The 20,416-nt window shown below is 47.6% G+C and carries 16 protein-coding genes; all 16 read left to right on the top strand.

Annotated features, from left to right (window positions below):
• The first annotated feature begins 8 nt into the window (after positions 1-8).
• Positions 9-2,183, top strand: a complete 2,175-nt coding sequence (gene wzc / locus TAN611_RS07905) for a tyrosine-protein kinase Wzc (protein WP_203067485.1) — start codon at positions 9-11, stop codon at positions 2,181-2,183.
• A gap of 145 nt (positions 2,184-2,328) precedes the next feature.
• Positions 2,329-3,237 carry a glycosyltransferase family 2 protein gene (locus TAN611_RS07910; RefSeq protein ID WP_203067486.1) on the top strand — a complete coding sequence of 303 codons (909 nt, stop codon included), beginning with the start codon at positions 2,329-2,331 and terminating at the stop codon, positions 3,235-3,237.
• 61 nt (positions 3,238-3,298) lie between these two features.
• Positions 3,299-4,702, top strand: coding sequence for an undecaprenyl-phosphate glucose phosphotransferase (wcaJ, locus tag TAN611_RS07915; protein WP_203067487.1), 1,404 nt, complete (start codon positions 3,299-3,301; stop codon positions 4,700-4,702).
• A gap of 22 nt (positions 4,703-4,724) precedes the next feature.
• Complete coding sequence (gene rffG / locus TAN611_RS07920; RefSeq protein WP_203067765.1) at positions 4,725-5,792, top strand: dTDP-glucose 4,6-dehydratase; 1,068 nt, start codon at positions 4,725-4,727, stop codon at positions 5,790-5,792.
• Positions 5,793-5,814: 22 nt separating this feature from the next.
• Complete coding sequence (rfbA, locus tag TAN611_RS07925) at positions 5,815-6,684, top strand: glucose-1-phosphate thymidylyltransferase RfbA (protein WP_203067488.1); 870 nt, start codon at positions 5,815-5,817, stop codon at positions 6,682-6,684.
• 1 nt (position 6,685) lies between these two features.
• The gene (gene rfbC / locus TAN611_RS07930) at positions 6,686-7,222 is read left to right on the top strand and encodes a dTDP-4-dehydrorhamnose 3,5-epimerase (protein WP_203067489.1); all 537 of its coding nucleotides are present in this window, start codon (positions 6,686-6,688) and stop codon (positions 7,220-7,222) included.
• Positions 7,219-8,085 carry a dTDP-4-dehydrorhamnose reductase gene (gene rfbD / locus TAN611_RS07935; protein ID WP_203067490.1) on the top strand — a complete coding sequence of 289 codons (867 nt, stop codon included), beginning with the start codon at positions 7,219-7,221 and terminating at the stop codon, positions 8,083-8,085. Before rfbC ends, rfbD begins: the two co-directional genes overlap by 4 nt.
• A gap of 161 nt (positions 8,086-8,246) precedes the next feature.
• A complete protein-coding gene (locus tag TAN611_RS07940; RefSeq protein WP_203067491.1) occupies positions 8,247-9,143 on the top strand; it encodes a glycosyltransferase in 897 nt (298 codons plus the stop codon).
• Positions 9,144-9,285: 142 nt separating this feature from the next.
• Positions 9,286-10,119, top strand: a complete 834-nt coding sequence (locus TAN611_RS07945; protein ID WP_203067492.1) for a glycosyltransferase — start codon at positions 9,286-9,288, stop codon at positions 10,117-10,119.
• A 201-nt stretch (positions 10,120-10,320) separates the two neighbouring features.
• On the top strand, positions 10,321-11,802 hold the full coding sequence (locus TAN611_RS07950; protein WP_203067493.1) for an MOP flippase family protein: 1,482 nt from the start codon (positions 10,321-10,323) through the stop codon (positions 11,800-11,802).
• Positions 11,803-11,804: 2 nt separating this feature from the next.
• Positions 11,805-12,761, top strand: coding sequence for a polysaccharide pyruvyl transferase family protein (locus TAN611_RS07955; protein ID WP_203067494.1), 957 nt, complete (start codon positions 11,805-11,807; stop codon positions 12,759-12,761).
• Positions 12,758-13,747 (top strand): glycosyltransferase, encoded by a 990-nt coding sequence (locus tag TAN611_RS07960; protein WP_203067495.1) that lies wholly within the window; start codon positions 12,758-12,760, stop codon positions 13,745-13,747. The genes TAN611_RS07955 and TAN611_RS07960 overlap by 4 nt, the downstream gene beginning before the upstream one ends.
• Before the next feature lie 226 nt (positions 13,748-13,973).
• Positions 13,974-15,371 (top strand): hypothetical protein, encoded by a 1,398-nt coding sequence (locus tag TAN611_RS07965; RefSeq protein WP_238404523.1) that lies wholly within the window; start codon positions 13,974-13,976, stop codon positions 15,369-15,371.
• A 445-nt stretch (positions 15,372-15,816) separates the two neighbouring features.
• Positions 15,817-17,478: a type I secretion system permease/ATPase gene (locus tag TAN611_RS07970; protein ID WP_370576247.1), complete on the top strand. Its 1,662-nt coding sequence runs from the start codon at positions 15,817-15,819 to the stop codon at positions 17,476-17,478.
• Between the two features lie 48 nt (positions 17,479-17,526).
• Positions 17,527-18,858: an HlyD family type I secretion periplasmic adaptor subunit gene (locus TAN611_RS07975; protein WP_105230434.1), complete on the top strand. Its 1,332-nt coding sequence runs from the start codon at positions 17,527-17,529 to the stop codon at positions 18,856-18,858.
• A 59-nt stretch (positions 18,859-18,917) separates the two neighbouring features.
• A complete protein-coding gene (locus TAN611_RS07980; RefSeq protein WP_370446999.1) occupies positions 18,918-20,237 on the top strand; it encodes a TolC family outer membrane protein in 1,320 nt (439 codons plus the stop codon).
• The last annotated feature ends 179 nt before the right edge of the window (positions 20,238-20,416 follow it).

Here is a 20,416-nt window from a genome sequence, read left to right on the forward strand (position 1 = left end):
GATTACCAATGGCAGATAAGAATAGAGTTAATGTGTCTCAAAACGATAGTTCGGATGAGCTGGATATTGGACGTTTGGTTGGCGAGCTGATTGACAATCGTTGGTTGATTATTGGTATTACCGCCATCTTCCTGACCTTCGGCATCATCTATTGCCTGTTTGCGACGCCGATATACAGCGCTAACGCGATTGTTCAGGTTGAGCAAAATGTTGGTAATAAGCTGTTAAGCAACATCAACCAGATGTTGCCCTCCGGCCAGCCGCAGTCGGCGCCGGAAATCGAGTTGCTGAAGTCGCGAATGATTCTGGGAAAAACCGTTGAAGATCTCAATCTGACCACGGATATTCAACAGGATTACTTCCCGGTTCTTGGTCGTGGTTTTGCACGTTTGATGCACAAAGAACCCGGTCAACTGTCGGTGTCCAAGTTTAGTCTGCCGAAAAGCTGGGATTCACCGTCGCTAAAGCTGACCGTTGACAGCGCAACGGACTATACCATCAGCAGAGATGGCGACGAGTTGTTCAAAGGTAAAGTCGGCGTGTTTGCGCAGCAGAAAGGCGTCTCTATCCTGGTCAGTGATATTGTCGCCGAACCGGGGACGACCTTTACGATCACCTCCAGAACGTATTTATCTGCCATCAATCAGTTGGCCGATCAGTACGAAGTGGTCGACCAGGGTAAAGATACCGGCGTATTGGGTCTGACTTTGACCGGCGATAACCCGGTAATGATTCAAAAGATTCTCCATAGCATCACGCGCAACTATCTTGAGCAAAATATTGAGCGCAAATCTGAAGAAGATGCGAAAAGCCTGGTCTTCCTGCGTATGCAGCTGCCTAAGGTGCGTGCTTCTCTGGATAGCGCTGAAGATAAATTGAGCCACTATCGTCAGCAGAAAGATTCTGTCGACCTGACGATGGAAGCGAAGTCTATCCTCGATAGTATTGTCGCGGTAGAAGGGCAGTTGAATGAACTGACCTTTAAAGAAGCTGATATTTCCAAGCTGTATACCAAAGAACACCCGGCTTACCGTTCCCTGCTTGAGAAGCGAAAAACGCTGGAGGAAGAGCGCGATCGTTTAAACAAACGGGTAAATGCGATGCCTGAAACGCAGCAGGAAGTGGTGCGTTTAAGCCGTGATGTTGACTCCGGTAAAGAAGTGTATATGCAACTGCTTAACCGTGAGCAAGAGCTGAACATTTCTAAAGCCAGCACCATCGGTAACGTACGTATTGTGGACCGGGCAATGACCGGCGACAGCCCGGTACAGCCGCGTAAAGCGATTATTATGCTGTTGAGTCTGGTCCTGGGCGGCATGGTGTCCTGTGGTTATGTTCTGGCGCGTAGTTACCTGCATCGCGGTATTGAAAGCCCTGAACAGCTGGAAGAACTGGGCATTAATGTTTATGCGAGCGTTCCGCTTTCCGAATGGCAGCGGAAACGTGATATGGAGCTGATTTCTAAAATCAAAGGCCGGAAACAGAATGCTGATGCTGATTCGCTGCTGGCCTTCGGTAACCCGGCTGACCTGGCGATTGAGGCTATTCGCAGCCTGCGTACCAGCTTGCACTTTGCGATGATGGAAGCCAAAAATAACGTGTTGATGATTTCCGGCGCCAGCCCTGGCATCGGTAAAACCTTTATCAGCGCCAACTTGGCGGCCGTTGTGGCGCAAACCGGTCAGCGTGTGTTGTTAATCGATAGCGATATGCGTAAAGGTTATGTGCATGAGCTGATTGGTGCCGATGGTAAAAAAGGTCTGTCCAATGTGTTGGCGGGTAAGCTGTCGATTAATGAGAGCGTGCAGCATACTCAATCTAACGTATTCGACTTTATTTCGCGCGGCCAAATCCCGCCAAACCCTTCAGAATTGCTGATGCACCGTCGTTTCGAAGAAGTTCTGAAATGGGCGTCAGAGAATTACGATCTGGTTCTGGTGGATACGCCGCCGATTCTGGCGGTTACCGATGCGGCTATTATCGGTAAGCATGCCGGCACATCGCTGTTGGTAGCCCGTTTTGAGTTGAACAGTCCGAAAGAAGTTGAAGTCAGTATTCGTCGCTTTGAACAGAACGGCATTGAGATTAAAGGCGTCATTCTGAACGCCGTGGTGCGCAAACTGTCGAATTACTATAGCTATGGTTACGATAACTATAGTTATAACTACGATTCTGAAAAATAATCCTCTCCGATATAAAGCTGGCTATATAAATATAGCCAGCTGTTACTCCAAGAAATTAAATTTACTATCCAAGATTTGTCGTCTCTATTTTATAGGGCGCATTGCATGTCATGTACTGCAATATAATAAAGATCGGGTGAACACGATGAAATATCTAATTGCCATTCCCACATATAATGGGGGGAAGGTGTGGCAGGAATCCGCTGACGGAATATCGGAATTCAATCTAAACAAGGCTATGGTTTATGTGGTAGATTCAGGTAGTAAGGATGACACGCTGGCTATCGCAGAGCAACATGGTTTTGAAACACTCTCTATTGATTCTAAAGATTTCAACCATGGTGGGACTAGGAATCAAGCGGTTGAAAATAATATTGATCGTGCCGATGTTATAATTTTTCTTACCCAAGACGCTATTCCGCAGCAGGGCTTCTTGGATGAAATCACGCAAGTATTCAACGATCCTAAGGTTGCTTGTGCCTACGGACGACAGCTTCCTCACAAAGATGCTAATCCTTTGGCTAAGCATGCCAGGATGTTTAACTATGGTGCGGAAGGTTATACCTGCGAATTTAAAGATAAAGAAAAGTTGGGCATAAAGACCGTTTTCACCTCTAACTCTTTTGCAGCATACCGCACTTCAATTTTTAAGGAGTTAGGTGGCTTTCCTTCGAATACAATTCTTTCTGAGGATATGTATTTTGCGGCGAAGGCAGTGATGGCCGGCTATAAAGTGGGCTATTGCGCCGGGGCGGAAGTCCGTCATTCCCATAATTATACTCCGATTGAAGAGTTTAAAAGGTACTTTGATATTGGCGTGTTTCATTATGACGAATCCTGGATCAGGGACAAGTTTGGCGGGGCTGGCGGTGAAGGGATGCGTTTTATTAAATCAGAGTTATCTTTCTTACTAAAAAATCATCCGTTATGGATACCGAGAGCTTGTGTACACAATTTCCTGAAGATCGTGGGGTATAAGTTGGGGATGAAGTACTCCAAAATTCCACGGAAATGGCTACCAAAGTTAAGTATGCATAGCCGATTCTGGAAATAATAAATGTAAACCAGCATGGATTCATATCGGCTTGGTAGATTAATGGGGAAAGAGATACATAATGAATGAATCAAGTAGAAGCATGACTCACTCCAACGCTTCCATTATCTCAATGCTACAGCGGTTTTCCGATATATTCAGCATGCTGCTTGGCATGATACTGGTTGGGTATATCAGTCACCAACAAATAGGTCTTGTTCATGGCATTGTTGCTTTAATTTGTCTTGTACTGTTCCAGATGATCGGTGGAATGACCGATTTTTATCGCTCATGGCGTGGGGTAAGCTTTCGCCTGGAATTGCAGTTCTTATTAAGAAACTGGCTGCTTAGCGTAATTTTCACCGCAGGTATCATTGCCTTTATTAATGAAATTAATATCTCCATCAAGTTTTATGCTTTATGGTCATTTTTCTCATTAGTGCTGTTTGTCTTTTTCCGTACCCTCATTCGCGTGATTCTGGGACACCTGCGCAAGGTCGGTTATAACAATCGTGAGGTTGTAATGATTGGCGATCTTGCTTCCGGCGTACATTTGGCCGAAAGCATTAAAAATGCGCCATGGCTGGGACTGAATCTGGTTGGTTACTTCTCGACGACCGGCAAGGTGCAGGGGTACGATAAACTCGATATGAATCACTTGGGCGATATTGATGCTTTGATTGCTCAGGTGAACAAGAATAATATTGATAGGGTTTACATCGCTTTGCCGATGGAGCAGTCCAAAGAAATTAATTATATTCTTTCTGCGTTGGCTGACAGCACCTGTACCGTGATGCTTATACCGGATATCTTTACGTTTAATGTATTGCACTCACGCAGTGAAATGATCTATGGCGTACCGGTTATTTCTTTATATGACACGCCGATGAGTGGTGTGAATATGGTGTTGAAACGTATTGAAGATATCATCTTTTCAACCTGTATTTTGCTCTTTATTTCACCAGTTCTGCTGACAATTTCGCTAATTATCAAAATAACTTCACCGGGACCGGTGCTGTTCAAACAGTTACGTTATGGTATTGACGGGCGCGCAATTAAAGTCTGGAAATTCCGTAGCATGACTGTAATGGAAAATGGCGATAAGGTTATTCAGGCGAAGAAAGGGGATAGTCGGATTACGCCGTTTGGCGGTCTGCTACGCAGAACATCCTTGGATGAGTTACCGCAGTTTTTCAATGTGATCAAAGGGGATATGTCTATTGTTGGTCCACGGCCTCACGCCGTAGCACACAATGAACAGTACCGTAAACTGATCAAGGGATATATGCTGCGCCATAAAATGAAACCGGGAATTACCGGCTGGGCCCAAATAAATGGATGGCGTGGTGAAACGGATGTGTTGGAGAAAATGGAAAAAAGGGTTGAATATGACCTCTACTATATCCAGAACTGGAGTTTGTGGATGGATTTGAAAATTATTTTTCTGACCGTTTTCAAAGGTTTTATCAGTAAGTCGGCTTATTAGTTGATAGTTCAAGATTGAGGATATTATGAAAATTATCGTTACCGGTGGTGCAGGATTTATTGGGTCTGCTGTGGCCCGCCATATTATTAACGACACCGCGGATGAAATCTTGGTTGTGGACAGCCTGACTTATGCAGGCAACCTGGAATCACTGAAAACGGTTGCTGACAACGCCCGTTTTAAGTTTGAGCACGTTGATATCTGCAACCGTGCCGAACTGGATCGCATCTTTAGCGAGTTCAAACCTGATGCGGTTATGCACCTGGCGGCCGAGAGCCATGTAGACCGCTCAATTGACGGCCCGGCGGCGTTTATTGAAACTAACGTCGTTGGCACTTACACGTTGCTGGAAGCGACACGCCAGTATTGGAATACGCTGGATAGTGATGCGAAGCAGGCTTTCCGCTTCCACCACATCTCTACCGACGAAGTTTACGGCGACCTGCACGGTACCGATGACCTGTTCACAGAAACCACGCCTTATGCGCCAAGCAGCCCGTATTCTGCGTCAAAAGCCTCCAGCGACCATCTGGTGCGCGCATGGTTGCGTACCTATGGCCTGCCGACTATCGTGACCAACTGCTCAAATAACTATGGTCCTTATCACTTCCCGGAAAAACTGATCCCGCTGATTATTCTGAACGCGCTGGATGGCAAACCGCTGCCGGTATATGGCAACGGTGCTCAGATTCGTGACTGGCTGTATGTGGAAGACCACGCGCGTGCGCTGTACAAAGTGGTGACCGAAGGTGAAGTCGGCGAAACCTACAATATCGGCGGGCATAACGAGCGTAAAAATATCGAGGTTGTGCAAACTATCTGCCGTCTGTTGGATGAGCTGGTGCCGAACAAGCCAGCAAACGTCACCCTTTATGAAGATTTGATCACCTACGTTGCTGACCGTCCTGGTCACGATATGCGTTATGCGATCGATGCGTCCAAAATTGACCGTGAGTTGGGCTGGAAACCGCAGGAAACCTTCGAAAGCGGCATCAAAAAAACCGTGGAATGGTATCTGGCGAATGAAGCCTGGTGGAGTCGCGTTAAAGATGGTTCTTATGCCGGTGAACGCCTGGGCCTGACCCGTTAAATTTTAAGTAAGGAGTTTTTATATGAAAGGTATTGTCTTAGCGGGTGGCTCCGGCACGCGTTTATATCCCATCACTCGCGGTGTCTCAAAACAGCTGCTGCCTATCTATGATAAGCCGATGGTGTATTACCCGATCTCGGTGCTGATGCTGGCTGGGATCCGCGATATCCTGATTATCTCCACGCCGGAAGATATGCCTTCCTTCCAGCGTCTGCTGGGCGACGGCAGCCGTTTCGGCATCAATCTGAGCTATGAAATCCAACCAAGCCCGGACGGCCTGGCGCAGGCATTCCTGATTGGCGAAGAGTTTATCAACGGCGATCGTTGTGCGCTGGTTCTGGGCGACAACATTTACTTTGGCCAGAGCTTCGGCGCCAAGCTGGAAAACGTGGTGGCGCGTAATGAAGGCGCTACCGTATTCGGCTATCAAGTTATGGATCCGGAACGTTTTGGCGTGGTTGAGTTTGACGATCAGTTCCGCGCGCTGTCGCTGGAAGAAAAACCGGTGGTGCCAAAATCCAACTGGGCGGTGACCGGCCTCTATTTCTATGACGAAAACGTTGTTGAAATGGCGAAGCAGGTAAAACCTTCTTCACGCGGTGAACTGGAAATCACCACGCTGAACCAGATGTACCTGGATCAGGGCAAGCTGAACGTTGAGCTGCTGGGCCGTGGTTTTGCCTGGCTGGATACCGGTACCCACGACAGCCTGATCGAGGCGTCGCAGTTTATCCACACCATTGAAAAGCGTCAGGGCTTCAAAGTGGCGTGTCTGGAAGAGATTGCTTTCCGCAAGGGCTGGCTGTCACGTGAGCAGGTAGCCGATGAGGCTAAGCTCCTGAGTAAAACGCTGTATGGGCAATATCTCGCACATATCATCCGGGAGAAATAACATGCAAGTAACTGATAGCAAAATTAGCGGCGTCAAAATTATTCAACCTAAGGTGTTTGGCGACGCGCGCGGTTTTTTCCTGGAAACTTTCGAGAAAAAACGCTACCAGGAAATGCTGAATATCGACCTTGATTTTGTGCAGGATAACCATTCACGTTCTGCCAAGGGCGTGTTGCGAGGTTTACATTTCCAAAAGGTGAACCCTCAGGGCAAGCTGGTGCGCGTGGTACGGGGAGAAGTCTTTGATGTCGCCGTCGATATTCGTCCTGACTCGCCGACATTCGGCCAGTGGGAAGGAGTGATCCTGTCGGAAGAGAACAAGACCCAATTTTGGGTGCCGCCAGGTTTGGCGCATGGCTTTGTGGTGTTGTCTGACATTGCTGATTTTGAGTACAAATGCACCGATTATTATAACCCTAGCCACGAAGGTTGCCTGCTGTGGAATGATCCAGAGGTAGGCATTGAATGGCCAATCGATAATCCGCTGCTGTCTGAAAAAGACAAAGTGGGCAAGTTGCTCAAGGAGCTGGCAAAATGAAAGTATTGCTGACGGGCGCGAAAGGGCAACTGGGCAGCTGTTTCCAGGATCGTCTTCCTGAGGGATGGCAGGTTTGGGCAACGGATGCGGATGTGCTTGATATCACCGATTTGGAAAAGGTCAAAGCGGCGGTAACGGAGTTTCAGCCAGATGCTATCGTCAATGCGGCCGCCTATACTGCGGTAGATAAAGCTGAGCAAGACCGTGAGCTGGCGGCGTTGATTAATGTTGTCGGGCCGAAAAATCTGGCGCTGGCGGCGAAAGAAGCGGGAGCACGGTTGGTACATGTCTCAACCGACTATGTTTTTGACGGTAAAGCCAGCGTCGCCTATAGCGAAGCCGATGCGACCAACCCGTTGGGCGTTTATGGACAAACCAAGCTGGATGGTGAAATCGCCGTTACAGAGGTTTTACCCGCGTCATTGATTGTCCGTACCGCTTGGGTATTCAGCGAATACGGCAATAATTTCGTTAAAACCATGCTGCGTCTGGCGAAAGATCGCGATAGCTTGGGGATTGTTGCCGATCAGCGTGGTTGCCCAACTTATGCCGGCGATATCGCACAGGCAATTATCGATCTGCTGAAACAAAATGCCGAAGGCGGCGTTTATCACTTCTGCGGCGATAAAGAAGTGAGCTGGAGTGACTTCGCCAAGTCGATCTTTACGCATGCGCATCAGCTGCAACTGCTCAGCAAGGTGCCGCAGGTGGCCGAGATTACCACGGCTGACTACCCGACGCCGGCGGAAAGGCCGCAATATTCAACCCTGTCTTGCCGTAAAATAAATGCTGCAGGCATCGCATCATCCGCGTGGGAAGAAGGATTGCGTAAGGTATTGATTGATATTAAAAACAATCAGTAGTCTGGGTAAAATATTTTTATAAGCATGACCGAACCCTGGCCGGACTGATGGCCGGGGGGATGTTGGGCTGCGCATGTTGGCTTTGTTTATGCGCTGCTCAATATCGTCTGTTTTTATAAAACAGGCCATGTCCGAATGAATTAGGAATATTTAGAGGTACTATGACTGCTGAATCAGGTGTTATTGACCAGAGTACGTTGCCTAAGGTCAGTATTTATATCTCAACCTGCAATCGTGTTGACCGGTTGAAACGAGCGGTTCAATCCGTCTTAAATCAGGACTATCCTAATATCGAAGTGCTGGTCTGTGATGACGCCTCTGTTGATGGCACCGCAGACTATATGGCGGAATTGTGTGCGAAAGACGAACGCGTTCACTATTTGCGTAATGAAAAGAATATGGGCGCCTGCGCCACCAGGAACCTTGGCATTTTTTCGGCGAGCGGTAAATTTATTGCCGGCCTGGATGACGACGATGAGTTTACTCCGGATCGTATCTCATTTCTGGTGAAAAACTGGGATGATCGATATTCGTTCCTTTGTTGTAACTTTAAAGAGGTGTATTCAGACGGCTCGCACAATATTTATTACAAACAGGATGAGCCTCTGGTTGCGGACTACCGCGCGTTGCTTTTCGATAATATCGCGTCAAACCAAATCTTCACATTAACCAAGAATTTGCAGGATATCGGCGGTTTCGATACGCGGGTACGTCGCTTGCAGGATTGGGATACCTGGTTGAGGCTGGCGTTCTCCCACGGTCCGTTCAAGCGTTTCCCTGAATACAAATACTTGATGCACCATGATCATGCAAAAAATGAGCAGCGGGTATCCAAGAGCTATCCGTTGAGCAGCGCACTGCACGATTTGCTGCAGCGAAATCAGAATATCTATGTCGGTGATGATGCCAAATTTATGAAGTTTATTGTGGCATCCAGTGACAAAAGCGCCTCACTTTCTGAAAGCCTCTACTGGACGGTGAAGAAAATAGCACCAAAATATATTGTAAAATATCTTCTTAATAAGATGAATTTGAATCTTGGATTGATTAAATCATAATCCTGAGCATGAGATGTTTGTCTCTGAGTAAATAATTTGAAAATGGATTTGCTCTGTGCGGGTGACAGTGAGTGCCGCGCGGTGCTATCTCATGATTTCATCCTTGCTCTGATAAATATAATCTAAGTTTTAAGGTGTAAAAATGTCGCATAAATGTTTGGTGGTGATCGTCACCTACAATAGTCAAAAACATATTCAGTGGGTGCTGGACGGATTAGAGTCATCACAAAATGACATCGTAGTTAGAATTATTGATTCAGGTTCAACAAACAGCGATTATCTGGACGCAGTCAAGAGTAAGCATCAGCTGGATATCGTGAAAACTAACAATGTGGGGTTTGTGGCTGGCAACAATCAGGCTATGTTTGATGCAGAGTCTTACGGTTGGGTATTATTGCTTAATCCGGATGCGCATATTGAAGGGGAAAACCTGGATCGTCTCTTATCCTTTGCTGCGACGAAAGAGCAGGATAAAATAGGGTTATTTTCCGTGCCTTTGGTGCGTTTTAATATCGATGAGAAAAAACCACTACCTATTTTTGATTCTGTCGGCATTGCCTGCAGCCCGGTAGGGCGCTGGTATGACATTGACGCCAATCAGCCGGTCACCGCGTTGGATAAACAGCCGACGGCGGTGGATGCGGTATGCGGCGCATTTATGCTGCTGCGCGTGCCGGCCCTGTTGCAGTGTCGCGATAAGCAGGGGAAAGTTGGCTTTGAAAGCTCCTACTATATGTATAAAGAGGATATTGAACTGTCTCTACGTTTGAAACGGCAGGGATGGGGTGTGTCTGTTTACAACGATGTTACGGCTTATCACTGCCGTGGATGGAATGGCGATCGTAAGGATGTACCTTACTGGGCGCGCTGGCATTCAGCTATCAATGACGTCGATGTTGCTCTGCGCTACAAATGGCGGGCTTTGCCGTATGCATTGACCAAGCTTGCCTGGGTTAAGTTTTTTGAGAAAAAATAAATACAGTTCTTTATATCATGTTTGATAACCTTGGCAGCTTATGCTTAGCGCTTCAGCTGTGATATGACCATTGCATATCCATGACAAGGCTATTTTTGTTTATGCCAAGATTATTTATTGAAATAATCGCAAGGAAAACCGGCCTTGAATTTATGCTTAGAGTAAATTCAAGATGGGAATTTTACAGGTCATAAAATCACTATGAGTCTACGCGAGAAAACGGTCCGAGGGGCTAAGTGGTCCGCCATTTCAACGGTAATTATTATCGGTCTGAGCTTTTTGCAGATGACGTTGCTGTCGCGCATGATTGACCGCAGCGAGTTTGGTTTATTAACCATCGCCATGGTCGTCATTGCTTTGGCTGATACCATTTCCGATTTTGGGATCTCTAACTCAATTGTCCAGAAAAAGGATATTACCAATACCCAGCTTACCACGCTGTATTGGCTGAATGTGGGGATTGGCTTTACGGTAAGCGCTGCGACGTTTGTCTTGAGCGGTGTGATTGCCAATGCGCTGCATGCGCCAGGCCTGGAGCCGCTGGTGCAACTCATCTCTATCGCCTTTTTGCTGATTCCACATGGGCAGCAGTTCCGCGCCCTGATGCAAAAAGAGCTTAACTTTGCCAGTATCGGTAAAATTGAGTCGTTCTCTTATCTGTTGGGGTTTGCGGCGACGCTGGTGCTTGCTACTTTCTACCCGTTTGCCATTGTGGCGATATACGGTTATTTGATTAATGCCTCCGTCAGAACCCTGTTGTTTGCCTATGCCGGGAGAAAAATTTATCGTCCCAGCATGCGTTTCGCATTTTCTGAGATTAAATCCAACGTCAAATTCGGCGCTTATTTAACCGCAGACAGCTTGGTAAACTTTGTTAATACCAACGTGTCGACGGCAATTCTGGCGCGGAGTCTGGGGACGATTGTTACCGGTGGCTATAATCTGGCCTATAACGTCGCCGTGATGCCGCCAACTAAACTGAACCCGATTATCACGCGGGTATTGTTCCCGGCTTTCGCAAAAATTCAGGATGATAGTGCAAAACTCAAGGACTCATTCTATAAGCTGCTTTCTCTTGTCGGGATTATTAATTTCCCTGCGCTGTTAGGGTTGATGGTGGTTTCGCATAATTTTGTACTGTTTGTCTTCGGCGAACGTTGGGAGTTTATTACGCCGATATTGCAAATTCTGTGCATAGTTGGCCTGCTGCGCTCTATTGGCAACCCGATTGGTTCGTTGTTGATGGCGAAAGCTCGCGTTGATATCAGTTTTAAGTTTAATGTGTTTAAAACATTACTCTTTATTCCTAGTATGATGCTTGGTGTTAAGCTCGGTGGAGCGATTGGTGTCGCCTTGGCTTTCCTGGCCGTGCAGGCTATCAATACTTATTTGAGTTATTTCATTTTGATAAAGCCAGTGCTTGGGGAGAGCTATCGCCAATATATTAATAGTTTATGGTTGCCGTTTAAACTCACCATTCCAACGGTGGTGATAAGTTGGTGTATTGGTTATTTTATGCCTGAGACAGTGTCAACGGCTGTAACTTTATTTACGCAAATACTGTTTGGTCTTTTTGCTTTTGCTATAGTCATTTATTTCAGTAAAGCACCTCTAATTAATGAGGTGAAGTTACAGCTAATCAAAAGCGAAAAATTACGTAAAATATTTAGAGTGGAATGTTAAAGATGGAAAGAATGCAAGTTTTGAAAGACAATTTGTCTGTTATTGAGAAGGTGGTTCCTCGCGGTAGCGAAATTATTTATCTAGACTATCCATTGCATTTGAACGTCGGTGATTTGTTAATCCTTAAAGGTGCAGAGCAGTTCTTCAAGGAAAACAACTATAAGGTCATCACACGCCACTCCGATCACACCAGCATGAATTTTGTCGAGAAAACCGATTCAATTCCTGAACATGTTGTCATCGTATTGCATGGCGGCGGCAACTTTGGTGACCTTTACCCGGCTCACCAGCGATTGCGTGAAGCCGTTATTAAAAAATACAAAAACAATCAGGTGGTAATTTTACCACAAACCGTCCACTTTAAAGATAAAGCTAACCTGCTTAAATCCGGTGCAATCTTTAAACAGCATCCAAATCTGACCATTTTTTGCCGTGATACTAACAGCGAAGAAATTCTGAAAGAGCATTTTTGCGATAATGTCTTCCTCTGCCCGGATATGGCGCAATCGCTGTGGAACGTTTTCCCACAGCAGAAAAGCGGTGATATCAAACAAAAGGCGATGTGGATGATTCGCCGCGATATCGAAAAGACAGATTTGTCTGCGCTGGGAGCGGAAGCCGATCCGAATAATTTTGTCGATTGGCACGATATCTGTACCGATGCCGACCGTCGTTTTATGAAGTTTATGCATCTGTTTGAAAAACTGAACCGGAAGATTCCAGGAAATTTATTCCCGACCAACAATATGTGGTATCAATATACCGATAAGTTGGTGGATCGCGTTAACCAGCGCTTTATGTCGCATGACTCGGTGATTACTTCACGTATGCACGGCCATATCTTATGCTGCCTGCTGAAGATGAATACTCAGCTGATTGATAATTCCTACGGTAAAAATTCAGGCTACTACGAATCATGGACCAAAGGTGTTCCTGGCTGCGAGTTGGTTAAATTATGACGATAGCGAACGATCTGGTTAAAATATCCGTCGTTATACCGGTATATAACGTCAAGCAATACGTTCAGGAGGCGGTGGATTCGATTCTGGCGCAAACCATTGCACCGTATGAAGTGATTATTATCGATGATGGATCTACCGATGGTTCCGGAGCGCTGCTGGATGAACATTATGGACATCTTGATATTGTCAAGATCGTCCATACCACCAATCATGGGTTGGGTGAGGCGCGTAATGAAGGCAGCCGCCATGTTACCGGGGACTTCACCTATTATTTTGATTCGGATGATGTTGCGGTGCCAACGCTGTTGGAAACCTTTTTAAATACCTATCGCAGCCATCCCGATCTGGATATCTTCTGTTTCTCGGCTAACTCGTTTTTCGATACGACACCGACGGTGCAACAACCGCTGCCGTTTTATAACCGAAAAATGGACCGGGTATTTCCTGATGCTATATCGGCGTTCAATACCATGTCCGGCTACGGCTCTTTCTATCCTAACGCTTGGATGTATGTTTTCCGCTCCAGCCTGATCACGGATAATAATATTTGGTTTAAACCAATTATTCATGAAGATGAAGAATTTACACCACGCTTATTCTTTAAAGCCGGAAAAGTTGCCGTTTCCCGCGCTATTTTGTTCAAACGTAGAGTGCGTGCCGGTTCGATTATGCAAACCAACCGCGGTGAGCGTAACGTAGTGGGGTATATCGCAGGGATTAAAGCGCTGGAACAGCTGAAAGCCAACGCTGGCGATGCCAAAAACCGCAAACATCTCGGCGATAGGATTTCCATCAATATTATATCAATTCTTAACATCATTAAAAATGACAAGGTAACGCTGAGCGCTGATGTCGCAAAACAGTTTAATGAGTTGAAAAGACGGAACAAATCGCTGGCTGTGACGTTGGCGGATACCTGCCCGCGCCTCTACAAGCTGGCTGCGTTCATCAAGCGCAGAATAAATAGAATTATCTATGCTTAAATGCTAAACGGAGTGGCCCTGATGATGGTTTCATTGTTGGGGCCATTTGAAATATGGATATTTTCAACGTGATGGACCTTTGGGGGAGTGCTTTGATTACGGTAAACAAATTTTTTGGAGAGGTGATATGAGATTGTACCCCACTGCCGGAAGTAACGTGCTGAGATTGTCCTGTCTATGTATTGCATTAACGTCTGCCTCTGTGTATGCAGCACCGGATACGGCAATGTATTACACGGAAATGAAAAAAACGCGTGAAGACTTGAGCGATAATTCATCAAAATATGTGTACGATAAGTTGATGAAACGTAAACTTTCGCAGGCCTCTGCGGATGATGGCGTTGATTTTGGTTTGCATGGAATGGAGATTCCAGCGGTAAAATCTACCGGTGATCGGGCAAAAATTGAAAAAGCGTACGAACTGTTGTCTCGTGTTGGCGTCAACAGCTTGCGTAGTGCCGAAACAGCCTGGCATCGGGTGGCGGATAAAAACGGTAACCCCACCAATTTTACCGAGGTGGATTTCCAACTCAAGATGGCGAAAAAGTATGGCATGAGCCATTTATTCCTGTTTGGCTACCCGCCGGCCCAGTTCACGGTCGCGCATAATAAGTTATCCGGCGTGGATCCGAAATATTATGGGAAATACAGAAATTATCTCAATGTGACGTTAAAACATCTGGAAGGTTATAATGTTAAATATGCCGAGCTGGGTAATGAAGTTGATGCGCCAAGCATATGGTGGATGAAGTCGACGCCGGGCATGTATGTCAAAGAGATGAAAATGCTCAAGGAGCAGATACAAAAGTCCGGACAAGATATTAAAACGGTGGCTTTTGCAGCGACATATGCGCGCTCACCAATAAAAGGCGGTTTGAGTGGCGGCCGGCGTTTTATCGATGAAAGCTTTAAGTTAGGTATTGATAAATACGCAGATGCGTATTCTATGCACCATTTTGTATTTGGTGCGGATGATTTACCGGGGTATATGCGTTCCGTTATGGCGAAATATGGTGTGAAAGGCAAGCCATTATTAGATACGGAACAGCTTGATACCAACTCTTCCGGACGTTATCAATCCAATCCTTATGATTTGATCAAACTATTCGCTCGCGGTTTCTATGTCTATGACATGAAGCGTGTCGATTACTTCTTGGCTAAGGATCGCTACATCAACAATAAACTGTATTATTTTGGTTTGTTTGATGACGACTGGCAGCCGAAAATCCGTCTGTTGGCCTATGCAATGGCGGTTGACGCCATGAAAGGGAAGCATCTGTTGTATATGGCTAACCCGGTAAAAGATGTTGAAGCTTATGTTCTGCAATCGAACCGTAACAATACTGACAAAAAATACACCATCTTGATGTGGAAGAATCCACCGAAGCATGCAAAGGTACAACCGGTGAACGTTACTGGCATCCGGGGCGATGTGACCATCGAACATTGGAATCTTGACGTTGAGAAAAAAGCGGATATTTCGAAAGGCATTAGTCTGGATGATAAACCGATAGCCATTTATACCAATGAAAAACCTGATTGGAAAACGGTGAAGGGGCAATACTTCTCTTCAAATCTGCCGAAAATGGCGGCGAGTTATGCGCCGATGCCTAATGATAAATAAACAGTATTGTTTTTTTTAGTTTCATAGTTTGTAAAAACAAAATTTTTTAGCGTTACCCCTTGATAGGCAGAGTTTTTACTCTGCCTATTTTTTATTCTTTTTTCGGTTGAAACATATATAAAATGTTTTTTTATTCATCATTTTTAGCTGTGAGACTAATCATTAAGTTGTAAATCTTTATTTTTGAAATTTTTCCTTCCTGAAACCTTGCCATATCCCAATCCCTCTACCATAGTTAATCTCAGTTCTTGCGCACTGCGTTGTCTGGTTATTTTATAACCGGGCAACGCAGTGCCGTCAGTTAAACTACCAACCATAACCGTAGTTTGTAAGAGGGATTAGTGTGACCCCAACGTTACCCTATAATGAGATAGCTGCTGTAATACGCGCGCGTAGCAAGGTGTTCTGGACTCTTGGCATATTCACCGCATTAATCAACTTACTGATGTTGGTGCCATCAATCTATATGCTGCAAGTCTATGATCGCGCGTTGCCTTCCCGTAACGAAATTACGTTATTGATGCTGACGCTGATTATGTTATCCATGTTTGGCGTAATGGCATTGCTGGAGTATGTGCGTAGCATGGTGGTCATACGTATAGGCAGCCAGTTGGATATGCAGCTGAATACGCGAATTTATACCGCAGCGTTTGAGTCTAATCTGAAAAACGGCTCCTCAGACGCAGGGCAAATGTTGAATGATTTGACCACCGTACGCCAATTTCTCACCGGCAGCGCGCTCTTCGCCTTCTTTGATGCTCCCTGGTTCCCCATCTATCTCCTCGTTATTTTCCTCTTTAATCCGTGGTTGGGTTTGTTTGCGCTGATTGGTTCGCTGCTGCTGATTGCGTTGGCCGTGATGAACGAAGTGCTGTCCCGGAAACCCTTAGGGGAGGCCAGCAAGCTGTCGATTATGTCCGGCAACCTGGCAAGCACCAACTTACGCAACGCAGAGGTGATTGAAGCTCTCGGGATGTTACCGAATCTGAAGCGCCGCTGGTTTGGTCTGCACCAGCGTTTTCTGAATAATCAGCGTATTGCCAGTGAACGTTCGGCGCGTGTTACGTCGATCACCAAATTCGTACGTCTCTCCTTGCAGTCGCTGGTGCTTGGCCTGGGCGGCTGGCTGGCGATTGACGGGCATATCACTCCCGGCATGATGATTGCCGGTTCCATTCTGATGGGGCGAACGCTGGCACCGATTGAACAGGTGATTAACGTCTGGAAAAGTTACAGTTCAGCCAAGCTTTCTTATAACCGTCTGGTGCAGCTGTTGGACGCTCATCCGCAACGCGGCGAAGGAATGTCGTTACCACGCCCGGTCGGTGAACTGTCCGTGGAGAACGTCACCGCGGCGCCTCCAGGTTCGCAGGTGCCGGCCGTGTTGCATAACGTGAGTTTTGCTCTGCAGGCGGGAGATGTGCTGGGCATCATCGGCCCGAGCGCGTCAGGTAAATCAACGCTGGCGCGTCTGTTGGTGGGAATATGGCCGGTATCTTCCGGCATTGTGCGCCTTGATGGCGCCGATATTTACCAATGGAACAAAGATGAGCTGGGGCCGCATATCGGCTATCTGCCTCAGGATATTGAACTGTTTGCCGGCACTATCGCTGAAAACATTGCCCGTTTTAATGAGGTTGATGCCGAGAAAGTCCTGGAGGCAGCCAAACTGGCCGGCGTGCATGACATGATCCTGCGTTTCCCCAAAGGGTACGATTCTATTATCGGTAATGGCGGTGCCGGACTGTCCGGCGGTCAGAAACAAAGGATCGGCCTGGCGCGGGCGCTGTATGGCGAGCCGTCATTGGTGGTGCTCGATGAACCGAACTCCAACCTGGATGATGTCGGGGAGCGAGCGCTTAACCACGCGATTCAGACGCTTCATCAGCGTAAAACCACCGTGGTGTTAATTACCCACCGTACCAATTTGCTCTCAATGACTAATAAATTGCTGTTGCTGACCAACGGTCAGGTTAATGCGTTTGGCGGTACTCAGCAGGTGATTCAGGCGCTTTCGCAAGCGCAAAAATCGCCGGTGCAGCCGAATGCCCAGGCGGTCAACGGCGAACTTGAGCAAGAAAATACGGCAAAAACACAGACTCATTAAAATTGGTGTACATCCCGGCAGCGGCCGGATGTGTTTGAAGGAGTGGTAATGTCTACGCAAATTAGTGATGCAGGGAGAGCGAATAACGGCCTGCTTCCTCTGGATGAACGGCGTTACACCCGGATGGGGTGGATGGTCATTCTGATTGGGGTGGTGGGTTTTTTAGCCTGGGCAGCGCTGGCGCCGCTGGATAAAGGGGTGGCCTCTTCCGGTTCGGTGATTGTTTCCGGCAACCGTAAAACGGTACAGGCGCCGGCCAGCGGCATCATCAAAAATATTCTGGTGAGCGAAGGTGAGAAGGTCAAAGCCGGTCAGGTGCTGGTGAAGCTCAGCCAGACGCAGGTTCAGGCACAGGTGGATTCTTTGCGCGATCAATATTACACCACGCTGGCGTCGGTAGGGCGACTGCTGGCCGAGCGCGATGGCCATGAGAACGTCACCTTCTCCCCGATACTGAAGGCGGTGCAAAAAGAGCCGCGCGTAGCAGAGATTTTGTCGCTGCAGCAGCAGCTGTTTACCTCCCGTCGTCAGGGCTTGAAAAGTGAAATCGATGGTTATAAGCAGTCGATGGACGGCATCCGCTTCCAACTGAAAGGCTCGAAGGATTCTCTGGCCAATAAAAGAATTCAGCTGTCCACCCTGCGCGAACAGATGAACAGCATGAAGTCGCTGGCGGCCGACGGCTATTTGCCGCGCAACCGCTATCTGGAAATTCAACGTCAGTTTGCCGAAGTCAACGGTGGTATTGACGAGACTCTGGGACGTATTGGTCAGTTGGAAAAACAGCTGTTGGAGTCGCAGCAAAAAATTGACCAGCGTTTGGCCGATTATCAGCGGGAAGTTAGAACGCAGCTGGCGCAGTCGCAGATGGATACCAGCGAATATCGCAACAAGCTGCAAATGGCGAACTTCGATTTGGGCAACACCGAGATCACCGCCCCGGTCACGGGCACTGTCGTGGGGCTGAATATCTTTACCCAGGGCGGCGTTGTGGCGGCGGGCGATCATCTGCTGGATGTGGTGCCAAGCCAGGCGACACTGGTGGTGGATGCCCGTCTGAAGGTAGATCTGATCGATAAAGTCTATAACGGCCTGCCGGTCGACCTGATGTTTACGGCATTTAATCAAAATAAAACGCCGAAAATCCCCGGCACGGTGACGCTGATTTCCGCAGACCGTCTGGTGGATAAAGCCAATGGCGAACCTTACTACCAGATGCGGGCAACGGTGACGCCGGAAGGGATGAAACTGTTGAACACTGAGGAAATCAGGCCTGGTATGCCGGTGGAAGTGTTTGTGAAAACGGGTTCTCGCTCTCTGTTGAGCTATTTGTTCAAACCTATTTTGGATCGCGCTCATACTTCATTGACTGAGGAATAATTTTGATTCGATTTCCATGGAAGGTGACCGGCCTGGCGGTCGGTCCCTTATTACTGGCGATGTCTGCGCCGGCCCATGCATTGGGGATACTGGACGCCTATGCGTTAGCACTTGAGAAAGACCCGACTTATCAGGCGGCGTTGAAGGAGAAGCAGGCCGGAGATGAGAATGAAAAGATCGGTCGGGCAGGACTGCTGCCTCAGGTTTCACTGAGTTATCAAAATGCACCGCGTAACTGGCAGACACAAAAGTATCAGCAGTCGGATATTTTTGGTCGGGTTTCTGATGTCACCAAGCGGCAGCAGTACCGCAGTTATGCTGGCTCGGTCACCCTGACGCAGGCATTATTCGACTATGAAGCCTATGCACGTTATAAGGCTGGCATTGCGCAGACCTTGGTGTCGGATGAACGCTATCGCGGCAAGCTGTTCGATTTAGCGGTCAGGGTCATCACGGCGTACGTGGAAGTGGCGTATGCCAAGGATCAGATTGCGTTGGCGGTAGCGCAGAAAACCGCCTATCAAGAACAGCTGGCGCTCAACGATCGCCTGCTTGCTGCTGGCGAGGGGACGGTAACCGATCTGTCTGAAACCCAGGCGCGTTATAGCCTGGCGGTGGCGCAGGAGATTGAAGCGCGCGATGCGTTGGACTCTGCTCAGCGGGATTTGGAAGTGATTATCGGCGTCCCGCTGGAACAGCTGGACGGCCTGCAGATTCTAAAACCCGGCAAGTTCAACGTGGTTCCCCTGAGCCCGTCAAAGTTTGAGGACTGGCAGAAACTGGCGCTGAAAAATAATCCCGAGCTGGCGGCCTCGCGTCATGGGGTCGATGCGGCCAAGTATGACGTGGAGCGCAATCGCGCCGGCTTTATGCCGCAGGTGCAGCTGTATGCATCGCACTCGGAAAACGACTCCAGCAGCGATAACACCATTAACCAAAAATACCGTACTGATAGCATCGGTCTGCGTGTCAGCATGTCGCTTTACTCCGGCGGTGGAGTTGCTGCCTCGACGCGTCAGGCGGCGGCCCGCTATGGTCAGGCGATGTATGAGATGGATGCGCAGGTAGGTACGACGCTCAATGATTTGCGTAAGCAATATAATCTGTGTATCAGCAGTCGCGCGAAGCTGGCAGCTTACGAGCTGGCGGTGAAATCGGCCACCACCCAGGTTGAAGCTACGCGTAAAAGCGTGCTGGCCGGGCAGCGCGTTAACGTGGACGTTCTGAACGCCGAGCAGCAACTGTACTCCGCCCAGCGCGATCTCGCGTCGGCAAAATATACCTACATCAAGTCCTGGATTTCGCTGTTGAGTGACTCCGGAACCTTTGATGAGAAAGACATCAAGCGCATTGCGCAATATTTCACCCATTCATCTTGACCAGTATCCGAATGGCCGGGGCACGATTGCCTGGTCATTCGGTCTTATCTGAAAACCTCTCTTTATCACCCCGGTTAGTAACACGAACGGTTATAGTAGCCACCGGTTTCAGACGTGTTTAATATCCAAAATAACCGTTGGGTGTAAAGTAGTAACGGTACACCTTCAATCTTGGCGCG

Source organism: Serratia sp. Tan611, from assembly GCF_905188235.1.
Lineage (GTDB): Bacteria > Pseudomonadota > Gammaproteobacteria > Enterobacterales > Enterobacteriaceae > Serratia_B > Serratia_B rhizosphaerae.

Coding starts and splice junctions, on each gene's coding strand:
- wzc (WP_203067485.1), top strand. CDS start 9: ATGGCAGATAAGAATAGAGTTAATGTGTCTCAAAACGATAGTTCGGAT.
- TAN611_RS07910 (WP_203067486.1), top strand. CDS start 2,329: ATGAAATATCTAATTGCCATTCCCACATATAATGGGGGGAAGGTGTGG.
- wcaJ (WP_203067487.1), top strand. CDS start 3,299: ATGAATGAATCAAGTAGAAGCATGACTCACTCCAACGCTTCCATTATC.
- rfbA (WP_203067488.1), top strand. CDS start 5,815: ATGAAAGGTATTGTCTTAGCGGGTGGCTCCGGCACGCGTTTATATCCC.
- rfbC (WP_203067489.1), top strand. CDS start 6,686: ATGCAAGTAACTGATAGCAAAATTAGCGGCGTCAAAATTATTCAACCT.
- rfbD (WP_203067490.1), top strand. CDS start 7,219: ATGAAAGTATTGCTGACGGGCGCGAAAGGGCAACTGGGCAGCTGTTTC.
- TAN611_RS07940 (WP_203067491.1), top strand. CDS start 8,247: ATGACTGCTGAATCAGGTGTTATTGACCAGAGTACGTTGCCTAAGGTC.
- TAN611_RS07945 (WP_203067492.1), top strand. CDS start 9,286: ATGTCGCATAAATGTTTGGTGGTGATCGTCACCTACAATAGTCAAAAA.
- TAN611_RS07950 (WP_203067493.1), top strand. CDS start 10,321: ATGAGTCTACGCGAGAAAACGGTCCGAGGGGCTAAGTGGTCCGCCATT.
- TAN611_RS07955 (WP_203067494.1), top strand. CDS start 11,805: ATGGAAAGAATGCAAGTTTTGAAAGACAATTTGTCTGTTATTGAGAAG.
- TAN611_RS07960 (WP_203067495.1), top strand. CDS start 12,758: ATGACGATAGCGAACGATCTGGTTAAAATATCCGTCGTTATACCGGTA.
- TAN611_RS07965 (WP_238404523.1), top strand. CDS start 13,974: ATGTATTACACGGAAATGAAAAAAACGCGTGAAGACTTGAGCGATAAT.
- TAN611_RS07970 (WP_370576247.1), top strand. CDS start 15,817: ATGTTGGTGCCATCAATCTATATGCTGCAAGTCTATGATCGCGCGTTG.
- TAN611_RS07975 (WP_105230434.1), top strand. CDS start 17,527: ATGTCTACGCAAATTAGTGATGCAGGGAGAGCGAATAACGGCCTGCTT.
- TAN611_RS07980 (WP_370446999.1), top strand. CDS start 18,918: ATGTCTGCGCCGGCCCATGCATTGGGGATACTGGACGCCTATGCGTTA.